Genomic DNA, 19,173 nt, shown 5'->3' on the forward strand with positions numbered 1-19,173 from the left:
AAATTAGATGATTTTTTGATGCGTATTGAATTAAATATCCATGCGTTCCCGAAGGTTGAAACCTCGGGCTATGTATTCCAATCTTTCGTTTTATTTCCCAGATTAAAATCCGACGTTATTACCATGCGTACATCGAGTTAAAACTCGACGCTACAATATGAATAGTTCCTTCTCCCTTGGGTTGAAACCCAAGGCTATGTTTTATTATCTTGCAATTTCTTTTGATAGAAATTCTTCGTAAAATCCTTTTAGCTTATTGCTTTCTCTTACAACTTCGCCTAAAACAATTATTGCTGGTGAACCCAATTCTTTTTGTTTTACAACTTCTAAAATCGAATCTACTGTTCCAACGCCTACTTTTTCTTCTGTTGTTGTTCCGTTTTGGATGATGGCAACGGGTAAATTTCCTTTATCTTCTTTTTGAAACAAATCGATGATTTGAGGCAATTTGCGCATTCCCATCAAAATCACAACGGTTGCTGATGATTTCGCTGATAAGGCAATATCCGAAGATAATTTTCTGTCAGACGTTGTTCCTGTAATGACCCAAAAGCTTTCTGAAACACCTCTTTTTGTAATTGAAATTCCTTGGCTTGCAGGAACCGAAACTACTGATGAAATTCCAGGAACCACGATTGTTTCAATTCCGAAACTTTCTGCAAAATCAATTTCTTCTCCGCCTCTTCCAAAAATGAATGGATCTCCGCCTTTTAATCTTACCACGTTTCCGTATGTCAATGCATTATCCACAATCAATTGATTGATTTGATCCTGCGTGTAAGCATGATTTCCGATTCTTTTTCCAACAAAAATTCTAATAGCATTTTTAGGTGCGTAATCCAGAATTTCTTCATTGGCCAAAGCGTCATATAAAACCACATTAGCTTCAGCCAATGCTTTTACAGCTTTGAGCGTAAGTAAATCGGGATCGCCCGGACCTGCACCGACTAAAGTTATTTTGGGTTTTATATTAAGCATTTTCTAATTCCTGAGCTCTGAAAGTTTCGATTTTATCAAAGAAAACTACTGCCTGAGCAATGTAATCTTTAGCGAAAGCTTCTGATGGTTCATTTTTATTGATTTGGTAAACCAAGTCTTTAAAAGTTGAGTTTAATTCTATTTTATTTGTGTCGATGAAAACAGTATCAAACAAGTCTACAATTCCTGCGTGATGATTTGTTTTTTGGTTTTCTGACAATAACAACGCTTTTGCTCCATTTACAAATCCAGCGTAAGCATGGTAAATTGCATCTGACCATTTTTTCTCGTCGAAAGATTCCTGAGCCAAAATCAGTTTCTCTTTAGCTTCAAACAATAATGTTGCTACTAAATCGATCACAACTCCGGCACATTCTCCAACTCCAACTGCTTTTACATAATTGTCTGCATTACCCCAATCCACAAAATCAGCTTCTGTTAAATTCGTAACATCAGCATACGGTTTTAAGATTTCGTAGAAATACTTTTCTCCTTTTGTATCATAATAATCAAGGAATTTTTGTCCGCTACCGTTAGCATCAAAATCATTTAAAATGGTACGCAACGCATCAGGACCTCTACGACTCGGTACTTTGATTACTTTATCAGCAAAACGTCCAGCTCCATTTCCTAATCTTCCTCCACCTAACAAAACTTGTAAAGCCGGAGCCACCAGTTTTCCTGAATTGATAGACATTCCTTGGAATCCAATTGCAGACATATTGTGCTGTCCGCAGGCATTCATACAACCTGAAATCTTAATTTCAATTTCGCGGTTGTTTAAATACTGAGGATATTCTGCCGTTAAAACTCTTTCTAATTCTTCTGCAATACCGGTACTACTTGCAATCCCCAAATTACAAGTATCAGTACCCGGACATGCCGTAATATCTCCAACTGAATTATATCCTAATTGAACAAAGTCAAGTTTGGCTAATTCTTGATAAAAGAAAGGAAGATTCTCTTCTTTTATGTGACGTATTACAATATTTTGACGCAATGAAAAACGTAATTCATTAGCTCCGTAATTTTTAATTAAAGCAGCTAATAATCTCGCTTTATCCGTATAAAAATCTCCTAACAAAACTTTGATCCCAATAGCATAATAACCGTCTTGTTTTTGTTTGATTACATTCGAATTTTTCCACGCTTCATACGCTTCTGTATCTTCGATGGTAACTTGCGGAACTTCTAATAATGGTTGTGGAATTGGACCATCAAAAGCGGTTGTATCAATTTCGTATGTTTCAAAAGCGATGGCTTTTTTCTCTTGTTCAACCAAATCAAGGAAAACATCTCGTCCCATTTCTTTGATTAAGAATTTCATACGTGCTTTCATTCTTTTTGCACGTTCTCCATAACGGTCAAAAATACGGATGATTCCTTCTGCCGTTGGAATGATTTCGTTTACGGGAACAAACTCCGAAAGTAATTCGGCATGAGCTGGCTGAGATCCTAAACCTCCTCCAAACATGATTTTGAATCCGCGTTGTCCGTCTTTTATTTTCGGAATAAATCCTAAATCGTGCAAATAACTCAATGCAGTATCTTCGTCTGAAGATGAGAACGAAATTTTGAATTTACGTCCCATTTCCTGACAGATTGGATTTCTTAACAAATATTGAAAAAGTCCGTGTGCATAAGGCGAAACATCAAATGGTTCGTTTACGTCAACTCCAGCCAATTCGCTTCCTGTAATATTTCTAACTGTGTTTCCGCAAGCTTCACGAAGCGTAATATCGTCTTTAGCCAAATCTGCCCAAAGTTCAGGAGTTCGGTCTAAACTCACATAGTGAATCTGAATATCCTGACGCGTTGTAATATGCAAACGTCCCGTAGAATATTTGTCTGAAACTTGTGTGATACGCACTAATTGCTCGCTGGTTACTTTACCATATGGCAGTTTGATACGAATCATCTGCACACCTTCCTGACGCTGACCGTAGATTCCACGCGCTAAACGAAGACTACGAAAACGCTCATCATCAATTTTTCCTCCACGGAATAAGTGAATCTTTTTTTCTAATTCGATAATCTCCTTCTGAACTACCGGATTTTCTATTTCTGTTCTAAAACTTTCCATTTTTCTTTCGCTTTAGGCTTTAAGCTTTAGGCTATAAGCTTTTTAAACTTTGTGTTTTTCTTGCTTTTGGCTTTAGGCAATAAGCTATAAGCTTTCTTGCGTGCCTTTTATACGTTTTTGCTAAAAGCTTACAGCCTATAGCTTATTGCTTACAGCAGTGAAACTACCTAATGAATCCTACTCCTGCTGTTGTGTTTGTTGCTGTATCAATTAAGATAAAAGCTCCGTTTGATTTGTTTTCATTGTATGAATCAAAATATAACGGTTTGCTTAATTTGATCGTTACTTCTCCAATTTCGTTGATGGCCAATTGTGAAGCTTCTGTCGTTCCAGAGTAATCTGTTGCAATTGTATTTTTGATGCTTTCTACTTTTGCTAAAACTCTGTTGGTATTGTGTTGCACCAAATATTTAGTTCCTGCAACCAATTTTTTACTGTCCATCCAGCAAACTGTTGTGGTAATGTCTTTTTCAATTTTTGGAAGCTCGCTAGATTTTACAATCATATCGCCTCTTGTTACATTGATATCATTTTCTAATTCGATTGTGATTGAAGAACCCGCTGTAGCTTCGTCAAATGTTTTATCGAAAAAGTGAATTTTAGTAACTGTTGATTCTGTTAAAGAAGGAAGAACTGTTACAGCATCTCCAACTTTGATTGAGTTTCCATATAATTTTCCTGCGTAACCTCTAAAATCGTGGTATTCTTCAGTTTTTGGACGAATAACCGTCTGAACTGGGAAACGTGCTTTTCCTGCTTCGTAAACATCGTGAGAATGCAATCCTTCTAGATGTTCTAAAACTGTTTGTCCATCATACCAAGGCATATTTTCTGATTTATCAACCACATTTCCACCGTTGATTGCACTTAACGGAATGTAACTTACGTTTTGCTCTTTGAAAGTACTTTTTGCATTTAACGCCTGAAAATCGGCTTTGATTTTATTGAAAACTTCTTCAGAATAATCAACTAAATCCATTTTATTAATCGCAACAATTACCTCTTTTACTCTCAATAAATTATTGATGAAAAAGTGACGGTAAGTCTGCTCGATAACTCCTTTTCTGGCATCAATTAAAATGATAGAAACCTGAGAAGTCGAAGCTCCTGTAACCATGTTTCTTGTATATTCTACGTGACCCGGAGTATCGGCAATAATGTAACTTTTCTTTGCAGTCGAAAAATAAATATGCGCAACATCAATCGTGATTCCTTGCTCTCTTTCTGCCACTAAACCATCTGTAGCCAAAGAAAAATCAAGATAATCGTATCCTTTTTGTTTACTGCTTTTTTCGATTGCTTCTATTTTGTCAGTCGTCAATGATTTTGTATCATACAATAATCTCCCGATCAAAGTACTTTTTCCGTCATCTACACTTCCTGCTGTTGCTATTTTTAAAACGTCCATTCTTAATATTTTGTTTCAGGTTTAATTTTTGTTTCAAGTTTCAAGTTTCAAGTGGAAAAACTTTGTCTAAAATTTAAATCTGTATGTTTTTTGTTTTCTTGATTCTACTTTTTAATTATCAATTGTCAATTATTAATTATCAATTAAAAATAACCTTGTTGTTTTCTCTTCTCCATCGCAGCTTCAGAACGTTTATCATCAATTCTGGCTCCTCTTTCTGAAATCGTTGATTCTCTAATTTCACCTACAACTTCTTCGATTGTTGCTGCGTAAGATTCAACTGCTGCTGTACAACTCATATCTCCAACGGTTCTGAAGCGAACAATTCTTTCTTCGATTTGTTCGTCTTCTTCTTGGTACACAAAAGGAGAATGCGACCAGATTAAACCGTCTCTCAAAAAAACTTTTCTTTTATGTGAAAAATAGATTGAAGGAATCTCGATATGTTCTTTTTCGATATAACTCCAAACATCTAATTCTGTCCAGTTTGAAATTGGGAAAACACGAACGTTTTGTCCATTTTCAATTTTTCCATTCAAAATATCAAACAACTCAGGTCTTTGATTTTTTTCGTCCCATTGTCCGAAATCATCACGAACCGAGAAAATACGTTCTTTCGCTCTTGCTTTTTCTTCGTCACGACGTGCGCCTCCAATACAAGCATCAAACTTAAATTCTTCAATTGCATCTAAAAGTGTTGTCGTTTGCAGGCTATTTCTACTAGAATATTTTCCTGTTTCTTCCACCACTTTTCCTTCATCAATAGCATCCTGAACATTACGAACGATCAACTCTAAACCTAATTCTTCTACCAATTTATCTCTGAAAGCAATAGTTTCAGGAAAATTGTGTCCCGTATCAACGTGCAATAGAGGAAACGGAATCTTAGCAGGGAAAAATGCTTTTTGCGCCAAACGCACTAATGTGATAGAATCTTTTCCTCCTGAGAAAAGTAAAACCGGTTTGTCAAACTGTGAAATTACTTCTCTGAAAATGTATATCGCTTCACTCTCTAAAGCGTTTGTTTTTAATACTGAACTCATTGTTTTTTTGTTTGATATTTTGTGAGTTTCAAGTTTTAAGTTTCAGGTTTCAAGTTCCCTGATCTAAAAAATCTTCACTCTTTATTCTATAATCTATATTCTATTCTCTAGCAGAAGTCTTGCATCTTGCTTCTTTCTTCTACTTACTCTTAGCGCTATGAAGCCCACACTCTTTATGGCTTGATTCCCACCACCATCTTCCGGCTCTGATATCTTCACCAGGAAAAATGGCTCTTGTACATGGTGCGCAGCCGATGCTGACAAAACCTTGCTTGTGTAATGCATTTTGCGGAACATTATTTTCAGAAAGGTAAACTTCAACTTCTTCTAAAGTCCATTTTAGTAACGGATTGAATTTTATGATTTCGAAGTTTCCGTCGTATTCAAACAAACTTAAATCGTGCCTGTTTTCTGATTGTTCGGCTCTTAATCCCGTAATCCAAACTGAGTTTCCTGCCAAAGCTTTTCGTAACGGAACCACTTTTCGAATAAAACAACATTCTTTTCTGTTTTCAACCGAATCATAAAAGCTGTTTGGCCCTTTTGTTTTTAGTAAATTTTCTACCGCAGTCGCTTCCGGAAAAAAAACTTCAATTGGTCTTTTATACTTTTTTAATGTTTTATGGAAAACGTCATACGTTTCCTGAAATAATCTTCCCGTGTCTAAGGTGAAAACGGTAATATCAGTATTGCTCTTCGCAATAAAATCTGTAATTACCTGATCTTCCTGTCCAAAAGAAGTTGAGAAAATTACTTTCCCCGGAAATTTTTCTGCTAAAAAAACCAAGGCTTCATCAAGCGAAAAATCTTTTGTTTTATCTAATAATTCTTGTACAATAATCGCACTCATAATCTCTCTTCCTTTCTAAAATTATTTTATAATAATTTAGATAATGTTTTTAAACTCAATATTATAATTAGAACTCCAACCGCAACCATCATTGGTTTTCTTTTGATTTTATTTACCAAATAAGCCGCTAATGGCGCTGAAATTACTCCTCCTAAAATCAATCCGATGATAACTTGCCAGCCGTGGATTCCTCCAAAAAGCATGAATGTTATACCACTTGCAAATGAAATTGCAAACTCAGCTGCATTTACAGAACCAATTGTATATCTTGGGTTTCTTCCTCTTCCTAATAAAGTTGAAGTTACAATTGGCCCCCAACCGCCACCTCCAACAGAATCCATAAAACCTCCAAAAACGGCTAAAGCGCCTAATTTTTTAGTTTTCTTTTTTACAATATTCTTTTTTAACGCTTTTCTGATAATGATAACCGCCAAAACAATCATGTAAACCGCAATAAATGGCTTAATAATATCTCCATTAATAACATCTGACAATAAATAAGCTCCTGTTATAGAACCTAAAACTCCCGGAATTAATAAATGTTTTACCAGTTTTTTATTGATGTTTCCGAATCTATGATGCGAAAGTGCAGATGCTCCAGTCGTAAACATTTCAGAAACGTGAACTGCCGTACTACTCACAACCGGCGGAACTCCATAAGCCAATAAAAATGACGTCGAAGTTGCTCCGTAGCCCATTCCTAAAGTTCCATCAACCAATTGAGCAAAAACACCAATAGCAAAAAACACTAAAAACTCTTCATTAAATCCATTCACAAATCCATCCCAAGAAAACTCGGCATGATGATTATAGATCAAAACTGTTAACAAACCTACTAGTAAAACAACCGGAATTCCAATCCAAAGCTTTTCTTTGAACGAATCTGCACTATTTATTTTCAGTTCTTTCTCCATATTAAATAATTGTATTTGTTTCCAAAACCTATTACCCTATCGGGTTAATAGATTACTTTGCAAAAATACTACTTATTTATAATAATCAAAACATTATTTTGATTTTTTTAAAGCTCATTTACACATTCATTACATTATAAAAGAGCTATTTAAGATTTTGGTAAATTAATTTCACAAATAAGATCATTTCGCAACATATTTTGAACAATATAAATAGCAAAAAAACTTGCTTATTAAATAGGTTTTTTAATCTCTACAATATCTATAGGATAATTATAAAAATGTTGTATTTTAGCGCCAAACTTTTTTTATGGATTTTCAAATTGGTCTTGTAATTGCCGGATTAGCAGTTGGTTTTATTGTTGGGTTGACTGGCGTAGGTGGTGGTTCTTTAATGACTCCTATTTTGCTATTTTTTAATATTCCGCCAACAACTGCAGTCGGTACAGATCTGCTTTATGCCGCTTTTACGAAAGCTGGAGGGATATTTGTTCATCATAAAAAAGGAAACATAAACTGGGAAATTACGGGCTGGCTTACATTAGGCAGTGTTCCAGCCGCTTTAGTAACTTTATGGATACTAAACAGCATCAAAACAGATATTGAGACCATTAATCGTGTTATAAAATTTAGTTTAGGTTGGGCATTATTATTTACATCAATTGCTATTATATTCAAAAACAAAATTTTGAAATTTTCTCAAAAACATGCAGGAGATAAATTCCACAGCGAAAGCCACACTCAAAATATGCTGACTATTGGAATTGGAGTTCTGCTTGGCGCAACCGTAACGGTAACATCAATTGGAGCAGGCGCGCTGGGAACAGTAACATTATTTTTTCTTTATCCTTTACTTCCTTTACCGCGTTTAGTTGGAACTGAAATTGCTCATGCGGTTCCATTAACGCTTGTTGCCGGAATCGGACATGCTTCAATGGGAAATTTAGATTTAGGATTACTTGGCCAATTGTTAATGGGATCACTTCCCGGGATATATATGGGAAGTATGCTGAGCGGAAAAGTTCCAGATCAATTTCTTAGAAATGCTATCGCAGTAATGCTATTCTTTACTGGATATAAATTGATTTTTTAACTAAAACATCATTATAAAAAAAGACCATTTCTATTTTGAAATGGTCTTTTTTATTTCTTAAAAAGCAATATCTGCTAAAGAATTACTTTCTAATATTTTAAGTGTATTATCTCTAACTTCTGTCATTAATCTTCGGGCTGCGCACGTAGATTCGTCATCGCAGTCGTCACATCTTTCATAAAAATTATGACTTGCACAAGGCAATAATGCAATTGGCCCTTCTAAAATTCGATAGACTTTTGCCATGCTTATATCTTTCGGATCTTTGATTAGATAATAGCCGCCGCCTTTTCCTTTTTTTGCTCCAAGAAAACCGGAATTCCTTAAAAGCAATAAAATACTTTCTAAAAACTTAATCGAAATATGTTCGTTTTTCGCGATTTCGGCAATTTGAACAGGATCATTATTTTCTCGTCTGGCCAAATAAGTCAACGCTTTTATTCCGTATTTTGTTTTTTTTGAAAGCATCTTTAAATTTTAAATTGCAAAATATTTGTTCCGAAATTAATGCCCCGAAAATGATTACATTTATTTCTGCAACAAAAATAGGCTTTTTAAATGAGAATAGTAACAGAAAGGAAATTATATTCTACTTATTCTATCAGATTACTTCGTTACTTCCGATTAAATTAAACTCTTGAAACGTTTTTATTTCTTCAACCAAGTCTTTTTTATTTACCACGTATGTATCCGAAAGAGAATCGTGCCAGCCTCTTGATCCTAAATATGAAAACATATCAAAAGGTATAAATCGACAAAAAGATCGTTTTACAATGGCAGCAAAATCAGCTTTTTCACCATATTCATTAACAACAATGGTTCCTGTAATGAACTTCGCAAGCGATCTTCCAAACAATCCTTCGGTGATTAAAAAATAAAAAAAGTAGATCGTAAATATTACGATATTCCAGCCCCAATCTCCTAAACCATCCATCCACTCGCTAAGACCTGTCAATTCAAACAAACCAATAAGAACTCCGGCAAAAAGACAAAGTCCCATAAAAATAGCAATTACAAATATTGTATCTAAAATATAATTTAAAAAACGGATTCCTACGGAAGCCAACAGTCGATCATCAAGTATGTATCCAGAATTACCCATAAACTAGTTCGTTGTTTTTTATTATTAATTAGGTTTTGGTTAGGACAAAAATATAATTTTTGACGAATGAATTACAATAAATTACTACAAATCAAAAAAACATTCTTTTCATCTAAATACAATTGATGTTTTTGATTTTCGAGAATATGTTTTTCTATTTTTAACTTTGAAAACCATTCACTAGTGGGCGAATTTAGATCCTGATCGCCAAAATAAAGTTTGGTTTCACAATTAGGAATTTCAGTTTCAAATCTTAATCTTGTTGAGGAAATTGCAATTAACTTTGTTGTTTTTAATCCTTTTAATGATGCTTTCCATGCAATTGTTCCTCCAATGCTGAAAGCTAAAACAGCAACCTCGCTTTTTTCAGAAGCTAATAAATTATCAACAGCTTTTTCAATGCCTACATTTAAAAATTGATTGTGAATTTCTTTTTCATCTGTCGAAAAATCAACCTCAGCCAATTTTAAGACATCATAATAATGAACATCAAATTTTGATTCTAATATCTGAATATAATATTCAATCCATTCCGGATTACCTCCAAACAAATCTGATAACAACAACAATCTTGGTTTTATCATATTTTCAAAACTAAAATTTATTTCAAAAAAAATCCTTGATATACAAAAAAGGGCTATTTAAAAAAACAGCCCTTAATTTTATTATATTTTGCTTTTAAGCCAACGCTTGCTTCAAATCAGCAATTACATCTTCTACGGTTTCTAAACCTACAGAAACACGAACTAAACCTTGCGTGATTCCAACAGCTAATTGATCTTCTTCAGATAATTTGCTGTGCGTTGTAGAAGCTGGATGCGTAACAATTGTTCTTGTATCTCCAATATTTGCTGATAATGAACAAAGTTGAATTGCATTCAGGAATTTTCTTCCAGCTTCGATTCCGCCTTTAATTTCAAATGCGATGATGTTTCCACCAGCTTTCATTTGTTTTTTAGCAATTTCATATTGCGGATGCGATTTCAGGAACGGATATTTAACGCTATTTACATTTGGATGGCTTTCTAAAAATTCAGCTACTTTTAATGCATTTTCACAATGTCTGTCTACACGAACCGCTAAAGTTTCTAAACTTTTTGACAAAACCCACGCATTAAACGGAGATAAAGCCGGACCAGTATTTCTTGAAAATAAATAAATCTGTCTGATTAAATCTGCATTTCCAACTGTAACTCCTCCTAAAACACGACCTTGTCCATCGATTAATTTTGTTGCAGAATGGATTACTAAGTGTGCCCCAAATTTAATTGGTTGCTGTAAATAAGGCGTTGCAAAACAGTTATCGATAATTAAAATTAAGTTGTGTTTTTTAGCAATATCTCCTAATAATTGCAAGTCAATCACATCAACTCCAGGATTTGTAGGCGATTCTGCGTATAATATTTTAGTGTTTGGCTTGATGAAACTTTCGATAGTTTCTGGCTTATTGATTTCAAAATAAGAAGTTTCGATATTCCATTTTGGAAAATAAGTCATAAACAAAGCGTGCGTAGAACCAAAAACGCTGCTTGCAGACACAATATGGTCTCCCGAATTTAATAATCCGGCAAAAGTAGAATATACCGCTGCCATTCCGGTTGCAAATGCATAACCAGATTCAGCGCCTTCCATTTTGCAGATTTTCTCCACAAACTCAGTCGTATTTGGATTACTGAAACGGCTGTAAATATTTCTTTCTTTTTCTTCTGTAAAAGAAGCTCTCATATCTTCGGCATCTTCAAAAACAAAGCTTGACGATAGGTACAAAGGTACCGAATGTTCTAAATATTGAGATCTTTCTAATTGTGTTCTAATGGCCTGTGTTTCAAAACCAAATTCTTCTGTGTTCATTGTGTTGTTTTGTTTTTGTTTTTTGTTTCAAGTTTCAGGTTTCAAGTTTTAAAAACTGAAATCTAAACTAAAACAAGTCAATTATTTATGCACAATCTGAGCATTTTCTAATTATCTAATTGACTAATTATCTAATTTATAAAGCTTCGTTGTTCAAGACAACTTTGTATTTGATGGTTGCAGTTGGCTCAACAGTTTTCGCAACTGAGCAGTATTTCTCAAAAGAAAGCTGTGCTGCTTTTTTTGCTTTATCCGGATTGATTTCTCCTTCTAAATAAAAAACCACATCGATTTCTTTAAAAGGTTTTGCTTCTTCAATCTGAACGCGTGTTCCTTCAACCTCAGCGTTAAAAGATGTTATTTCCTGACGCTGTTTTTTCAAAATCGAAATCATATCAATTGCGCTACATCCTGCAACACCCATTAAAACCAATTCCATTGGGCTTGCGCCTAAATCGCTTCCGCCAAATTCAGCTCTGCTGTCAACGTCAACTACGTGTCCGCGTTCATTTTTTACTTTAAAATGAAATGCGTCATTTACTCTGTTTAAAGTTACTTTCATTGTGTTGTTATTTTTTGTTTTTGTTTGGTTTCAGATATTCAATCTATCCCGATGGCTATCGGGACTAAAATTCCAAAATCAATTATCCTTTATCAGACAATCTCAAAATATCTCCAAAAACCCCTCTCGCTGTTACCGCAGAACCTGCACCGGCTCCCTGAATAACAATTGGACGATCTCCGTAAGATTCTGTGTAAATTTCGAAGAATGAATCTGAACCTTTTAATCCGCCTAATGCAGTATCTTTTGGTACTGAAACTAATTTTACTTCTAAATTTCCTTTATCATTCTGCAAATCACCAGACAATTCACCAATGTATCTTAAAACGTGATTTGGTTGTTGATCTGCTTTTATTTTCTCGTAAATTGGATCGAATTCTTTTAACTTCGTTAAGAAATCAGAAACATTTCCTTCACGTAAATGTTCCGGAATTAAATTCTGAATTGAGATTTCCTCAAACTCATTCTGTAAATCTAATTCTCTTGCCAAAATCAATAATTTTCTTCCAACATCATTTCCGCATAAATCTTCACGCGGGTCTGGTTCTGTATATCCATTATCAATTGCTTCTTTCAGAATTTCACTAAATGGAACATCTTTTGCAGAAAAATTATTGAATAAATAACTCAATGTTCCTGAGAAAACTCCTTTTATTTTTGTGATGTTTTCACCAGAAAGATGAAGTAATTTAATCGTATCAATTAAAGGTAAACCTGCACCAACATTGGTTTCATATAAATAATTCTTTTGATTTTCTGCCAAAGCTTTTCTCAATTCTTTATAAAAACCATACGTTAATGTATTAGCCACTTTATTCGAAGAAATCAAATCAAAACTACTTTCTACAAGCGGAATATAGTTTTCTACGAATGATGCACTTGCCGTATTATCTATCGCAATTAAATTCTCTAAATGATGCTCATTTGCGTAAGCGATAATATCATTGATTGAATATTCTTCGCCTTTTGTCTGAATATCATTTTTCCAGCTTGAAGTTACGCCATTTCTGTTTAATAAAAGCTTTTTAGAATTTGCAATTGCAAAAACATTCAGCTTAATATCTTTACGTTTTTCAATTGAAGATGCAGATTCCAAAATTTGATTAATCAACGTTCCTCCAACTAATCCGTGGCCGAAAATCGCAATGTTGATTTTTTTAGAAACTCCAAAGATTTCTCCGTGAATTACGTTTAAAGCTTTGTTTAGTTCTTCTTTCTTTACAACCAAACTCACGTTTTTACCTGTAACCGTGTTGTTGAATAAAATCGGAACTATTTTGTTTTTAATTAAAGCCGTATAAGGTTTATGGAAAGTACTCAAATCCTGTCCAATAATCGAAATTACTGAAACATTATCTGTAACCGTAATTTGGTTTACATCTTTAGAATAAAAGTCATTTTCAAACTCTTTTTCTAGCTCAACCATTGCAAGCGTCGCTTTGTCTTTGGCCACAACCAAACCAATTCCTCTTTCTGAAGAACCTTGCGAAATTATACTTACGCTGATGTTGTGATCACCCATTACTTTAAAAATTCTGGCATCAACTCCGGATTTTCCAAGTAATCCGCGTCCTTCAAGATTTACTAAAGAAACATTTTCTAAAACAGAAAGTGTTTTAATTCCTTCTTTTTGAGAATTTGAAGTGATTAAGGTTCCGTGATTTTCGTGATTAAATGTATTTAAAATACGAAGCGGAATATTTTTTTCCAATAATGGAATAATCGTTTTTGCATGAAGGATGGTTGCTCCAAAATTGGCCAACTCATTCGCTTCGTTAAACGATAAATATTCGATTTTTTTCGCGTCGGCAACTAAATCTGGGTTTGCTGTGTAAATTCCATCAACGTGCGTAAAGTTTTGAAGTTCTTCAGCATCTAAATAATTTGCAATTAACGAAGCGGTATAATTACTTCCGTTTCTTCCTAAAGTTGTAGTGTCGTTGTTATTATTTGAACCAATGAAACCTGTAACAATATTTACAGTTTCTCCGTTATGAAGCTTAAAATAATTGATTACGTTTTTCTTTGAAAGTTGTTCCAAAGGCTGAGCATCACCAAATTTTGAATCGGTTTTTAGCAATTCTCTTGTATCAACAAAATTGGCAGGAATTCCTTTTTCAAGTAAAATCGAAGTCAATAATTTAGCCGAAAGCAATTCACCTTTCGACAAAATCTGATCTTTGATTTTGTTGCTATAATCACCAATCAAACTAACTCCTTCAAAAAGTTTATCCAGAATATTGAATTCTTCAGACAAATCAACTTGACCATAGTCTGAAGTCTGATACGCTTTAAAACTTTCTAAAAGCGGTTTATAATTTCCGTTTTTAGCGGCAATTCTTAAAATATCTTCTAATTCATCTGTCGCGTTACCACGCGCAGAAACAACTACGGCAATTTTTTCGCCTTGATTTACTTTATCTGAAATGATTGAAACTACTTTGTTAAGTCCTTCTCCGTTTGATAACGATTTACCTCCAAATTTTAATACTTTCATTTTATTTTGCTATTGTTTCTGCCTTAAAAATATCGGCAAGTAAATGATCTAATTGTTTGTACTCGATTAAAAAAGCGTCATGTCCGTGAACCGAATCAATTTCGCTGTAAAAAACATTTTCTTTAAACTTTTTTAATTCATTATAAGTTTCCAGATTTTCTTGTGGTGTAAAAAACAAATCTGAATTGATTGCAACAATATGAATCGCTGCGTTTGATTTTGATATTAAAGTCTCGAAATCCTCACTATTTCTCGTAATATCTATGGTTTTCAGCAATTGGTTCATCAATTTGTACGACGATAATTGATAACGTTTTTGCAATTTATTTCCGTGATGCGCCAGCCAGCTTTCGATATTAAAAATGGAAAGTTCAGAATGAACAGTTCGCTTAAATTTCGCTTTGAATGATTCTGGAGATCTGTAACAAAGCATAGCATGAATTCTGGCATCTTCTACCGGTCTGGACGAATTATTCAAAATTTGCTCTTGCAGATAACAATTTGCAATCATCCAGTCGGTGGATTTCCAGTCGGTTGCAATCGGAATTAAATGTTCTGTGATGTTTGGTTCCAATGCCAGAATTTCCCATGCAATTCCGCCTCCAACAGAACCTCCAATTACAGCAAACACTTTTTCGATAGTAAGCGCTTTCAAACCTTTGATAAAAATTCTCGCGATATCTCTGGCTGTAAAATCCTGATAATTTTCGATTACAAACGAATCGTTACCATTTCCTGGAACATTAAATGCCAGAACGGTATATTTATTTGTGTCGATTGTTTTGTTGTTACCAATCAAATCATTCCACCATCCGTTTTCGCCGGTCACTTGCGCATTTCCTGTCAAAGCATGATTGACCAAAACAATTGGAGCGGTATGCAAAGGCAAACCAGAAAGCGTAAAACTTAACGGTAACGATGAAAATAGTGCACCACTCTCTGTGATGAAATTATTAATTATAATGGGATTTGGTATATTTTCCAATTTCAAATCTTTTTATTATTGATTTGTATGTGGAAATATTAGAAAGAAAGTCTAGAGTTTGAAACTAGAAAAATTCTTGTTGTTATCTTTCCACGTTTGGGCGTGGTAGAATGCAGCACCTTCTTCGAATTAACGAAGGGTTGCTAAGGATTCATCGGGTCTAATCCCTCCTCCTTTCTTTATAACATTTCAATACGTTTTTGAACTTAAAGGTGCAAATTAACTACTAATTTCTTAAACAAACAAATTTTATCGAAACTGATTCCTCAATTTCTTAAACATACTTTAAAACAAGTCGAAAGTTTAAAGTCATAAAGTCAAAAGAATTAGCATCATTAATGCAATAATCTCTTTGTCTATTACTAAAACTATTATACGCAAAAAATTACCGAACAGAATGCCCAGTAAAATTAAGCGGGTTTTACCCTATTTTATGCTGCTTTTTGATTTAGATAAAAAGCGTTTCATTCTCTTTTGAATACATCAAGAATAATAAAGAATTTGGTTCTTTTTTAACTTCTTTTTTATTATCCGTTTCCGTTATTCCGAAGCTTGGATGAATTAATTCATTTGTTGGCGGCGGATTGTTTCTTTCATTTTTGATGTTTTTGAAAGTTGAGATTTTTTTTCTTAAGTAGTTTAATGTGCTCATGATATTTAAGTTTAAGTTAGTTTGCGTTTTATAATATTTACTTTTTCTTTAAATTTTTGTTATGCTAATCAAAATGAATAAAAAAACCCTTTTGGGTTTTTAATACCAAAAGGGTTTAAGTTTTTATAGAACTTATATATACTTTTAGTATCAACAGACGCGTACACAAATACGTGCGACGTTAAACATCTTGTTCATCTGTAGGGATTTATTCATCTGTGATTTGACTTTTATTTTAAAAAAATTCTGCATTTAATTCTCTTTAATAAGCTTTCAGATTTGATTAGGATCTAAAACGCGATAAATCATTTATTTAACATTTAAGCATCTGTTTTTAACAGATCTTACTTGTCTTACAAATTTGCAACTTTTTTTTTAATATTCCAAGTTACAAAAGCCTAATTTTTCTAAAAAAACGTTAAAAAACGTCTTTTTATCGTCAAAAAACATCTTACAAAATGAAGATTTAGTAAAAATACAGTATTAACTTACAAAAAATAAACTAACTTTTTCTGTTTCAATCTGTCAAAGAACTTTTTTTCTTAATATTAAAAAACCACTTATAGCCAGACTGCTTCTTTATTTTTGATTTTATCAGCTACTTTTAAAATATCGGTTATAATTCCTCTCGAAATTGCCTGTCTACAAGGTGATGCTCCTTGTATCACAATTGGAACATCTGCATAAGATTGGGTATAAATTTCGAAAATCGCATCTGAACCTTTTAATTGTCCAATTGGAGATGTTACAGGTTCAGAAACCAATTTTACTTCCAGAGTATTTTTTTCGACATCAAATTCGCCCACATATCGCAAAACATGATTTTCTGCTTGAGTGATTTTTGCAATTTTATACGATCGATCGACTGCCTCCTTATTTAGTATTCCATTTTTTTCCAGATGTTCTTCTCTTATTATAGAATTGATTTTTATATCAGAAAATTCAAATTCTTTCCCGATTTCACGTGTCAGAATCAGTAATTTTCTGGCGGTATCATTTCCTGATAAATCTTCTTTAAAAGTCGAACGCATTAATCCAAGAAGGCTGGCATCTTTCAAAATTGACGAAAAAGAATTTTCTTCAGCCGAAAATCGGTTAAATACATAACTTAAATGATCTGAAAAAACGCCTCTGATCTTCGTGATTTTTTCGCCCGAATAATACAAATCTCTCAAGGTCTGCAAAACCGGAAATCCTGTATCAACCGATGTTTCATACAAAAACTCTTTGTCGTATTTTTTTAGATTTTCTCTCAGCTGTTTATAAAGATCTATTGGGAGCGTATTGGCTTTCTTATTTACCGCAACAATATTAAATCCGTTTTCGATCAATGTATTGTAATGACTTATTAGTTCGTCGCTTGCAGTAGCATCAACGGCTATTAAATTTTCGAATTCATTTTCTTTAGCAAACGTTATAATATCTTCTACTCTGAAAGGCACGGCTAATTCTCTGAAATTGGTTTCCCATGAATAACCTACGCCTTCTTTCTCGAAAAAAGCAACGGTTGAATTCGTTATTATCGGAAAATGAAAATCGACATTTTTGCTTTGCAGAAAAAACTCCTGACTTTCAATAATCTGATTGATCAGCGTGCTTCCGATATTTCCAATCCCAAAAAGAATAATATTTATTTTAAGCTTTGACATAATTTCTCGCATTTTAACTATTTAACCATATAAGTATATAAGTTCATTTTAACACACCTTAATGCATTACTCCTATATATACCTTATATGGTTCCATTTTTATTTATAGTTCTTTTTCATAAAAAATCACCCTTAGCAGCACCACACTGCTAAAGGCAATTTTTCAAACAAAAAACAAAAAAACCTAATTTTTATTGATACTGTATTGCGCTACTGTCACGCTTTCAAAAACCGCTTTTAAATCAGCGATTAAATCTTCAATATCTTCGATTCCAACAGAAAGTCGGACTAAATCTTTAGAAACACCTGTTGCCAATTGATCTTCTTCAGACAATTGCTGGTGCGTTGTGCTTGCTGGGTGAATAATCAATGATTTTGTGTCACCAATATTGGCTAATAATGAGAACAACTTCGTTTCGTCAACCACTTTTTTCGCCGCATCAAAACCTCCTTTTAATCCAAAAGTGATAATACCGCTTTGTCCTTCAGGAAGATATTGCTTCGCTAAATCATAATATTTATTCGATTTCAGACCTGGATAATTTACCCAAACTACCTCATCTTGTTTTTCAAGCCATTCAGCCAAGGCCAAAGCATTTTCACTGTGTTTTTTAATTCGGATTGGCAAAGTTTCTAATCCCTGAATAATCTGAAAAGCATTAAACGGACTCAAAGCTGCGCCAAAATCACGCAAACCTTCAATTCGTGCTTTTGCAATAAAAGCTGCATTTCCTAAAGCTTCATGATATACTAATCCGTGATATCCTGCAGAAGGTTCTGTAAATTCAGGGAATTTTCCGTTAGACCAGTCAAAAGTTCCGGCATCAATAATAGCGCCTCCTAATGACGTTCCGTTTCCGGCTATATATTTTGTTAAGGAATGAATCACAATATCGGCACCATATTTAATAGGGTTTAATAAATAAGGTGTCGCAACTGTATTATCTACTATAAAAGGCACTTTGAATGCTTTGGCTTCCGCCGAAATTCCTTTTAGATCCAATACATCTAATTTTGGATTTCCTAATGATTCTACAAAGAAAGCTCTGGTATTTTCTTTTGCTGCTTTAGTGAAGTTTTCTGGTTTTGAAGGATCTACAAAAGTGGTTGTGATTCCTAATCGCGGTAATGTTACACTTAGTAAGTTATAAGTCCCGCCGTATAAACTGTTTGATGCTACGATATGATCACCTGCTCTTAACAAAGTCAATAAAGTTGTTGAAATTGCCGATGCTCCAGATGCTGTAACTACAGCTCCAATACCACCTTCAAGCGCAGCTAGCCTCTGTTCTAAAACATCATTTGTTGGGTTATTTAATCTTGTGTAAATAAATCCGGCTTCAGCAAGACCAAATAAATTGGCGGCATGATCAGCATTATTAAATACATATGATGACGTTTGATAAATTGGCACTGCTCTTGTTCCTGCATTTTTAGTAATATCGTGTCCTGCGTGTAGTGCGTTTGTTGCAAATTTTTGTGTACTCATGATTTCTTAATTTTTTA

17 protein-coding genes and 1 riboswitch are annotated in these 19,173 nt (G+C 33.9%); of the genes, 1 reads left to right on the plus strand and 16 read right to left on the minus strand.

Translation table 11 applies throughout. The annotated features are described in order from the left end of the window. Positions 1-204: 204 nt before the first annotated feature. The 6 genes from cobA to GQ47_RS04565 form a co-directional block, all read right to left on the minus strand. On the minus strand, positions 205-978 hold the full coding sequence (gene cobA / locus GQ47_RS04540) for a uroporphyrinogen-III C-methyltransferase (RefSeq protein ID WP_035645586.1): 774 nt from the start codon (positions 976-978) through the stop codon (positions 205-207). After that, a complete protein-coding gene (locus GQ47_RS04545; RefSeq protein WP_035645589.1) occupies positions 971-3,061 on the minus strand; it encodes a HEPN domain-containing protein in 2,091 nt (696 codons plus the stop codon). The genes cobA and GQ47_RS04545 overlap by 8 nt, the downstream gene beginning before the upstream one ends. Before the next feature lie 163 nt (positions 3,062-3,224). Beyond that, complete coding sequence (locus GQ47_RS04550; RefSeq protein WP_035645592.1) at positions 3,225-4,469, minus strand: sulfate adenylyltransferase subunit 1; 1,245 nt, start codon at positions 4,467-4,469, stop codon at positions 3,225-3,227. 143 nt (positions 4,470-4,612) lie between these two features. After that, the gene (cysD, locus tag GQ47_RS04555) at positions 4,613-5,512 is read right to left on the minus strand and encodes a sulfate adenylyltransferase subunit CysD (RefSeq protein WP_035645595.1); all 900 of its coding nucleotides are present in this window, start codon (positions 5,510-5,512) and stop codon (positions 4,613-4,615) included. A gap of 139 nt (positions 5,513-5,651) precedes the next feature. Further along, positions 5,652-6,362, minus strand: a complete 711-nt coding sequence (locus tag GQ47_RS04560) for a phosphoadenylyl-sulfate reductase (protein ID WP_035645598.1) — start codon at positions 6,360-6,362, stop codon at positions 5,652-5,654. 26 nt (positions 6,363-6,388) lie between these two features. After that, positions 6,389-7,276 (minus strand): sulfite exporter TauE/SafE family protein, encoded by an 888-nt coding sequence (locus GQ47_RS04565; protein WP_051951357.1) that lies wholly within the window; start codon positions 7,274-7,276, stop codon positions 6,389-6,391. Between the two features lie 310 nt (positions 7,277-7,586). Here GQ47_RS04565 and GQ47_RS04570 point away from each other — a divergent pair, with 310 nt between their 5' ends. Continuing rightward, positions 7,587-8,369: a sulfite exporter TauE/SafE family protein gene (locus tag GQ47_RS04570; RefSeq protein ID WP_035645600.1), complete on the plus strand. Its 783-nt coding sequence runs from the start codon at positions 7,587-7,589 to the stop codon at positions 8,367-8,369. 57 nt (positions 8,370-8,426) lie between these two features. Here GQ47_RS04570 and GQ47_RS04575 read toward each other — a convergent pair whose 3' ends face one another. From GQ47_RS04575 to GQ47_RS04620, 10 genes are all read right to left on the minus strand, one after another. Then, positions 8,427-8,837, minus strand: a complete 411-nt coding sequence (locus tag GQ47_RS04575) for an RrF2 family transcriptional regulator (RefSeq protein ID WP_035645602.1) — start codon at positions 8,835-8,837, stop codon at positions 8,427-8,429. Positions 8,838-8,970: 133 nt separating this feature from the next. After that, positions 8,971-9,471, minus strand: coding sequence for an RDD family protein (locus GQ47_RS04580; RefSeq protein WP_035645604.1), 501 nt, complete (start codon positions 9,469-9,471; stop codon positions 8,971-8,973). A gap of 71 nt (positions 9,472-9,542) precedes the next feature. Next, entirely contained in the window at positions 9,543-10,055 is a 513-nt protein-coding gene (locus GQ47_RS04585) for a hypothetical protein (RefSeq protein ID WP_051951359.1), read from the minus strand. A gap of 94 nt (positions 10,056-10,149) precedes the next feature. Then, positions 10,150-11,322: a trans-sulfuration enzyme family protein gene (locus tag GQ47_RS04590; RefSeq protein ID WP_035645608.1), complete on the minus strand. Its 1,173-nt coding sequence runs from the start codon at positions 11,320-11,322 to the stop codon at positions 10,150-10,152. Positions 11,323-11,458: 136 nt separating this feature from the next. Then, positions 11,459-11,884 carry an OsmC family protein gene (locus tag GQ47_RS04595; protein ID WP_035645609.1) on the minus strand — a complete coding sequence of 142 codons (426 nt, stop codon included), beginning with the start codon at positions 11,882-11,884 and terminating at the stop codon, positions 11,459-11,461. Between the two features lie 82 nt (positions 11,885-11,966). Further along, entirely contained in the window at positions 11,967-14,381 is a 2,415-nt protein-coding gene (gene thrA, locus GQ47_RS04600; protein ID WP_035645610.1) for a bifunctional aspartate kinase/homoserine dehydrogenase I, read from the minus strand. Between the two features lies 1 nt (position 14,382). Beyond that, a complete protein-coding gene (locus GQ47_RS04605) occupies positions 14,383-15,366 on the minus strand; it encodes an alpha/beta fold hydrolase (RefSeq protein WP_238567945.1) in 984 nt (327 codons plus the stop codon). Positions 15,367-15,445: 79 nt separating this feature from the next. Then, positions 15,446-15,554, minus strand: a riboswitch (SAM riboswitch). Between the two features lie 260 nt (positions 15,555-15,814). Beyond that, positions 15,815-16,018, minus strand: a complete 204-nt coding sequence (locus GQ47_RS04610) for a hypothetical protein (RefSeq protein WP_035645613.1) — start codon at positions 16,016-16,018, stop codon at positions 15,815-15,817. Between the two features lie 560 nt (positions 16,019-16,578). Continuing rightward, positions 16,579-17,667 (minus strand): homoserine dehydrogenase family protein, encoded by a 1,089-nt coding sequence (locus GQ47_RS04615; protein ID WP_035646801.1) that lies wholly within the window; start codon positions 17,665-17,667, stop codon positions 16,579-16,581. A gap of 184 nt (positions 17,668-17,851) precedes the next feature. Further along, a complete protein-coding gene (locus GQ47_RS04620; RefSeq protein ID WP_035645616.1) occupies positions 17,852-19,156 on the minus strand; it encodes an O-acetylhomoserine aminocarboxypropyltransferase/cysteine synthase family protein in 1,305 nt (434 codons plus the stop codon). Positions 19,157-19,173: the final 17 nt, after the last annotated feature.

The sequence above is a fragment of the Flavobacterium sp. ASV13 genome (assembly GCF_000745775.1).
In the GTDB taxonomy this organism is placed as follows: Bacteria; Bacteroidota; Bacteroidia; order Flavobacteriales; family Flavobacteriaceae; genus Flavobacterium.

Coding starts and splice junctions, on each gene's coding strand:
- cobA (WP_035645586.1), bottom strand. CDS start 978: ATGCTTAATATAAAACCCAAAATAACTTTAGTCGGTGCAGGTCCGGGC.
- GQ47_RS04545 (WP_035645589.1), bottom strand. CDS start 3,061: ATGGAAAGTTTTAGAACAGAAATAGAAAATCCGGTAGTTCAGAAGGAG.
- GQ47_RS04550 (WP_035645592.1), bottom strand. CDS start 4,469: ATGGACGTTTTAAAAATAGCAACAGCAGGAAGTGTAGATGACGGAAAA.
- cysD (WP_035645595.1), bottom strand. CDS start 5,512: ATGAGTTCAGTATTAAAAACAAACGCTTTAGAGAGTGAAGCGATATAC.
- GQ47_RS04560 (WP_035645598.1), bottom strand. CDS start 6,362: ATGAGTGCGATTATTGTACAAGAATTATTAGATAAAACAAAAGATTTT.
- GQ47_RS04565 (WP_051951357.1), bottom strand. CDS start 7,276: ATGGAGAAAGAACTGAAAATAAATAGTGCAGATTCGTTCAAAGAAAAG.
- GQ47_RS04570 (WP_035645600.1), top strand. CDS start 7,587: ATGGATTTTCAAATTGGTCTTGTAATTGCCGGATTAGCAGTTGGTTTT.
- GQ47_RS04575 (WP_035645602.1), bottom strand. CDS start 8,837: ATGCTTTCAAAAAAAACAAAATACGGAATAAAAGCGTTGACTTATTTG.
- GQ47_RS04580 (WP_035645604.1), bottom strand. CDS start 9,471: ATGGGTAATTCTGGATACATACTTGATGATCGACTGTTGGCTTCCGTA.
- GQ47_RS04585 (WP_051951359.1), bottom strand. CDS start 10,055: ATGATAAAACCAAGATTGTTGTTGTTATCAGATTTGTTTGGAGGTAAT.
- GQ47_RS04590 (WP_035645608.1), bottom strand. CDS start 11,322: ATGAACACAGAAGAATTTGGTTTTGAAACACAGGCCATTAGAACACAA.
- GQ47_RS04595 (WP_035645609.1), bottom strand. CDS start 11,884: ATGAAAGTAACTTTAAACAGAGTAAATGACGCATTTCATTTTAAAGTA.
- thrA (WP_035645610.1), bottom strand. CDS start 14,381: ATGAAAGTATTAAAATTTGGAGGTAAATCGTTATCAAACGGAGAAGGA.
- GQ47_RS04610 (WP_035645613.1), bottom strand. CDS start 16,018: ATGAGCACATTAAACTACTTAAGAAAAAAAATCTCAACTTTCAAAAAC.
- GQ47_RS04615 (WP_035646801.1), bottom strand. CDS start 17,667: ATGTCAAAGCTTAAAATAAATATTATTCTTTTTGGGATTGGAAATATC.
- GQ47_RS04620 (WP_035645616.1), bottom strand. CDS start 19,156: ATGAGTACACAAAAATTTGCAACAAACGCACTACACGCAGGACACGAT.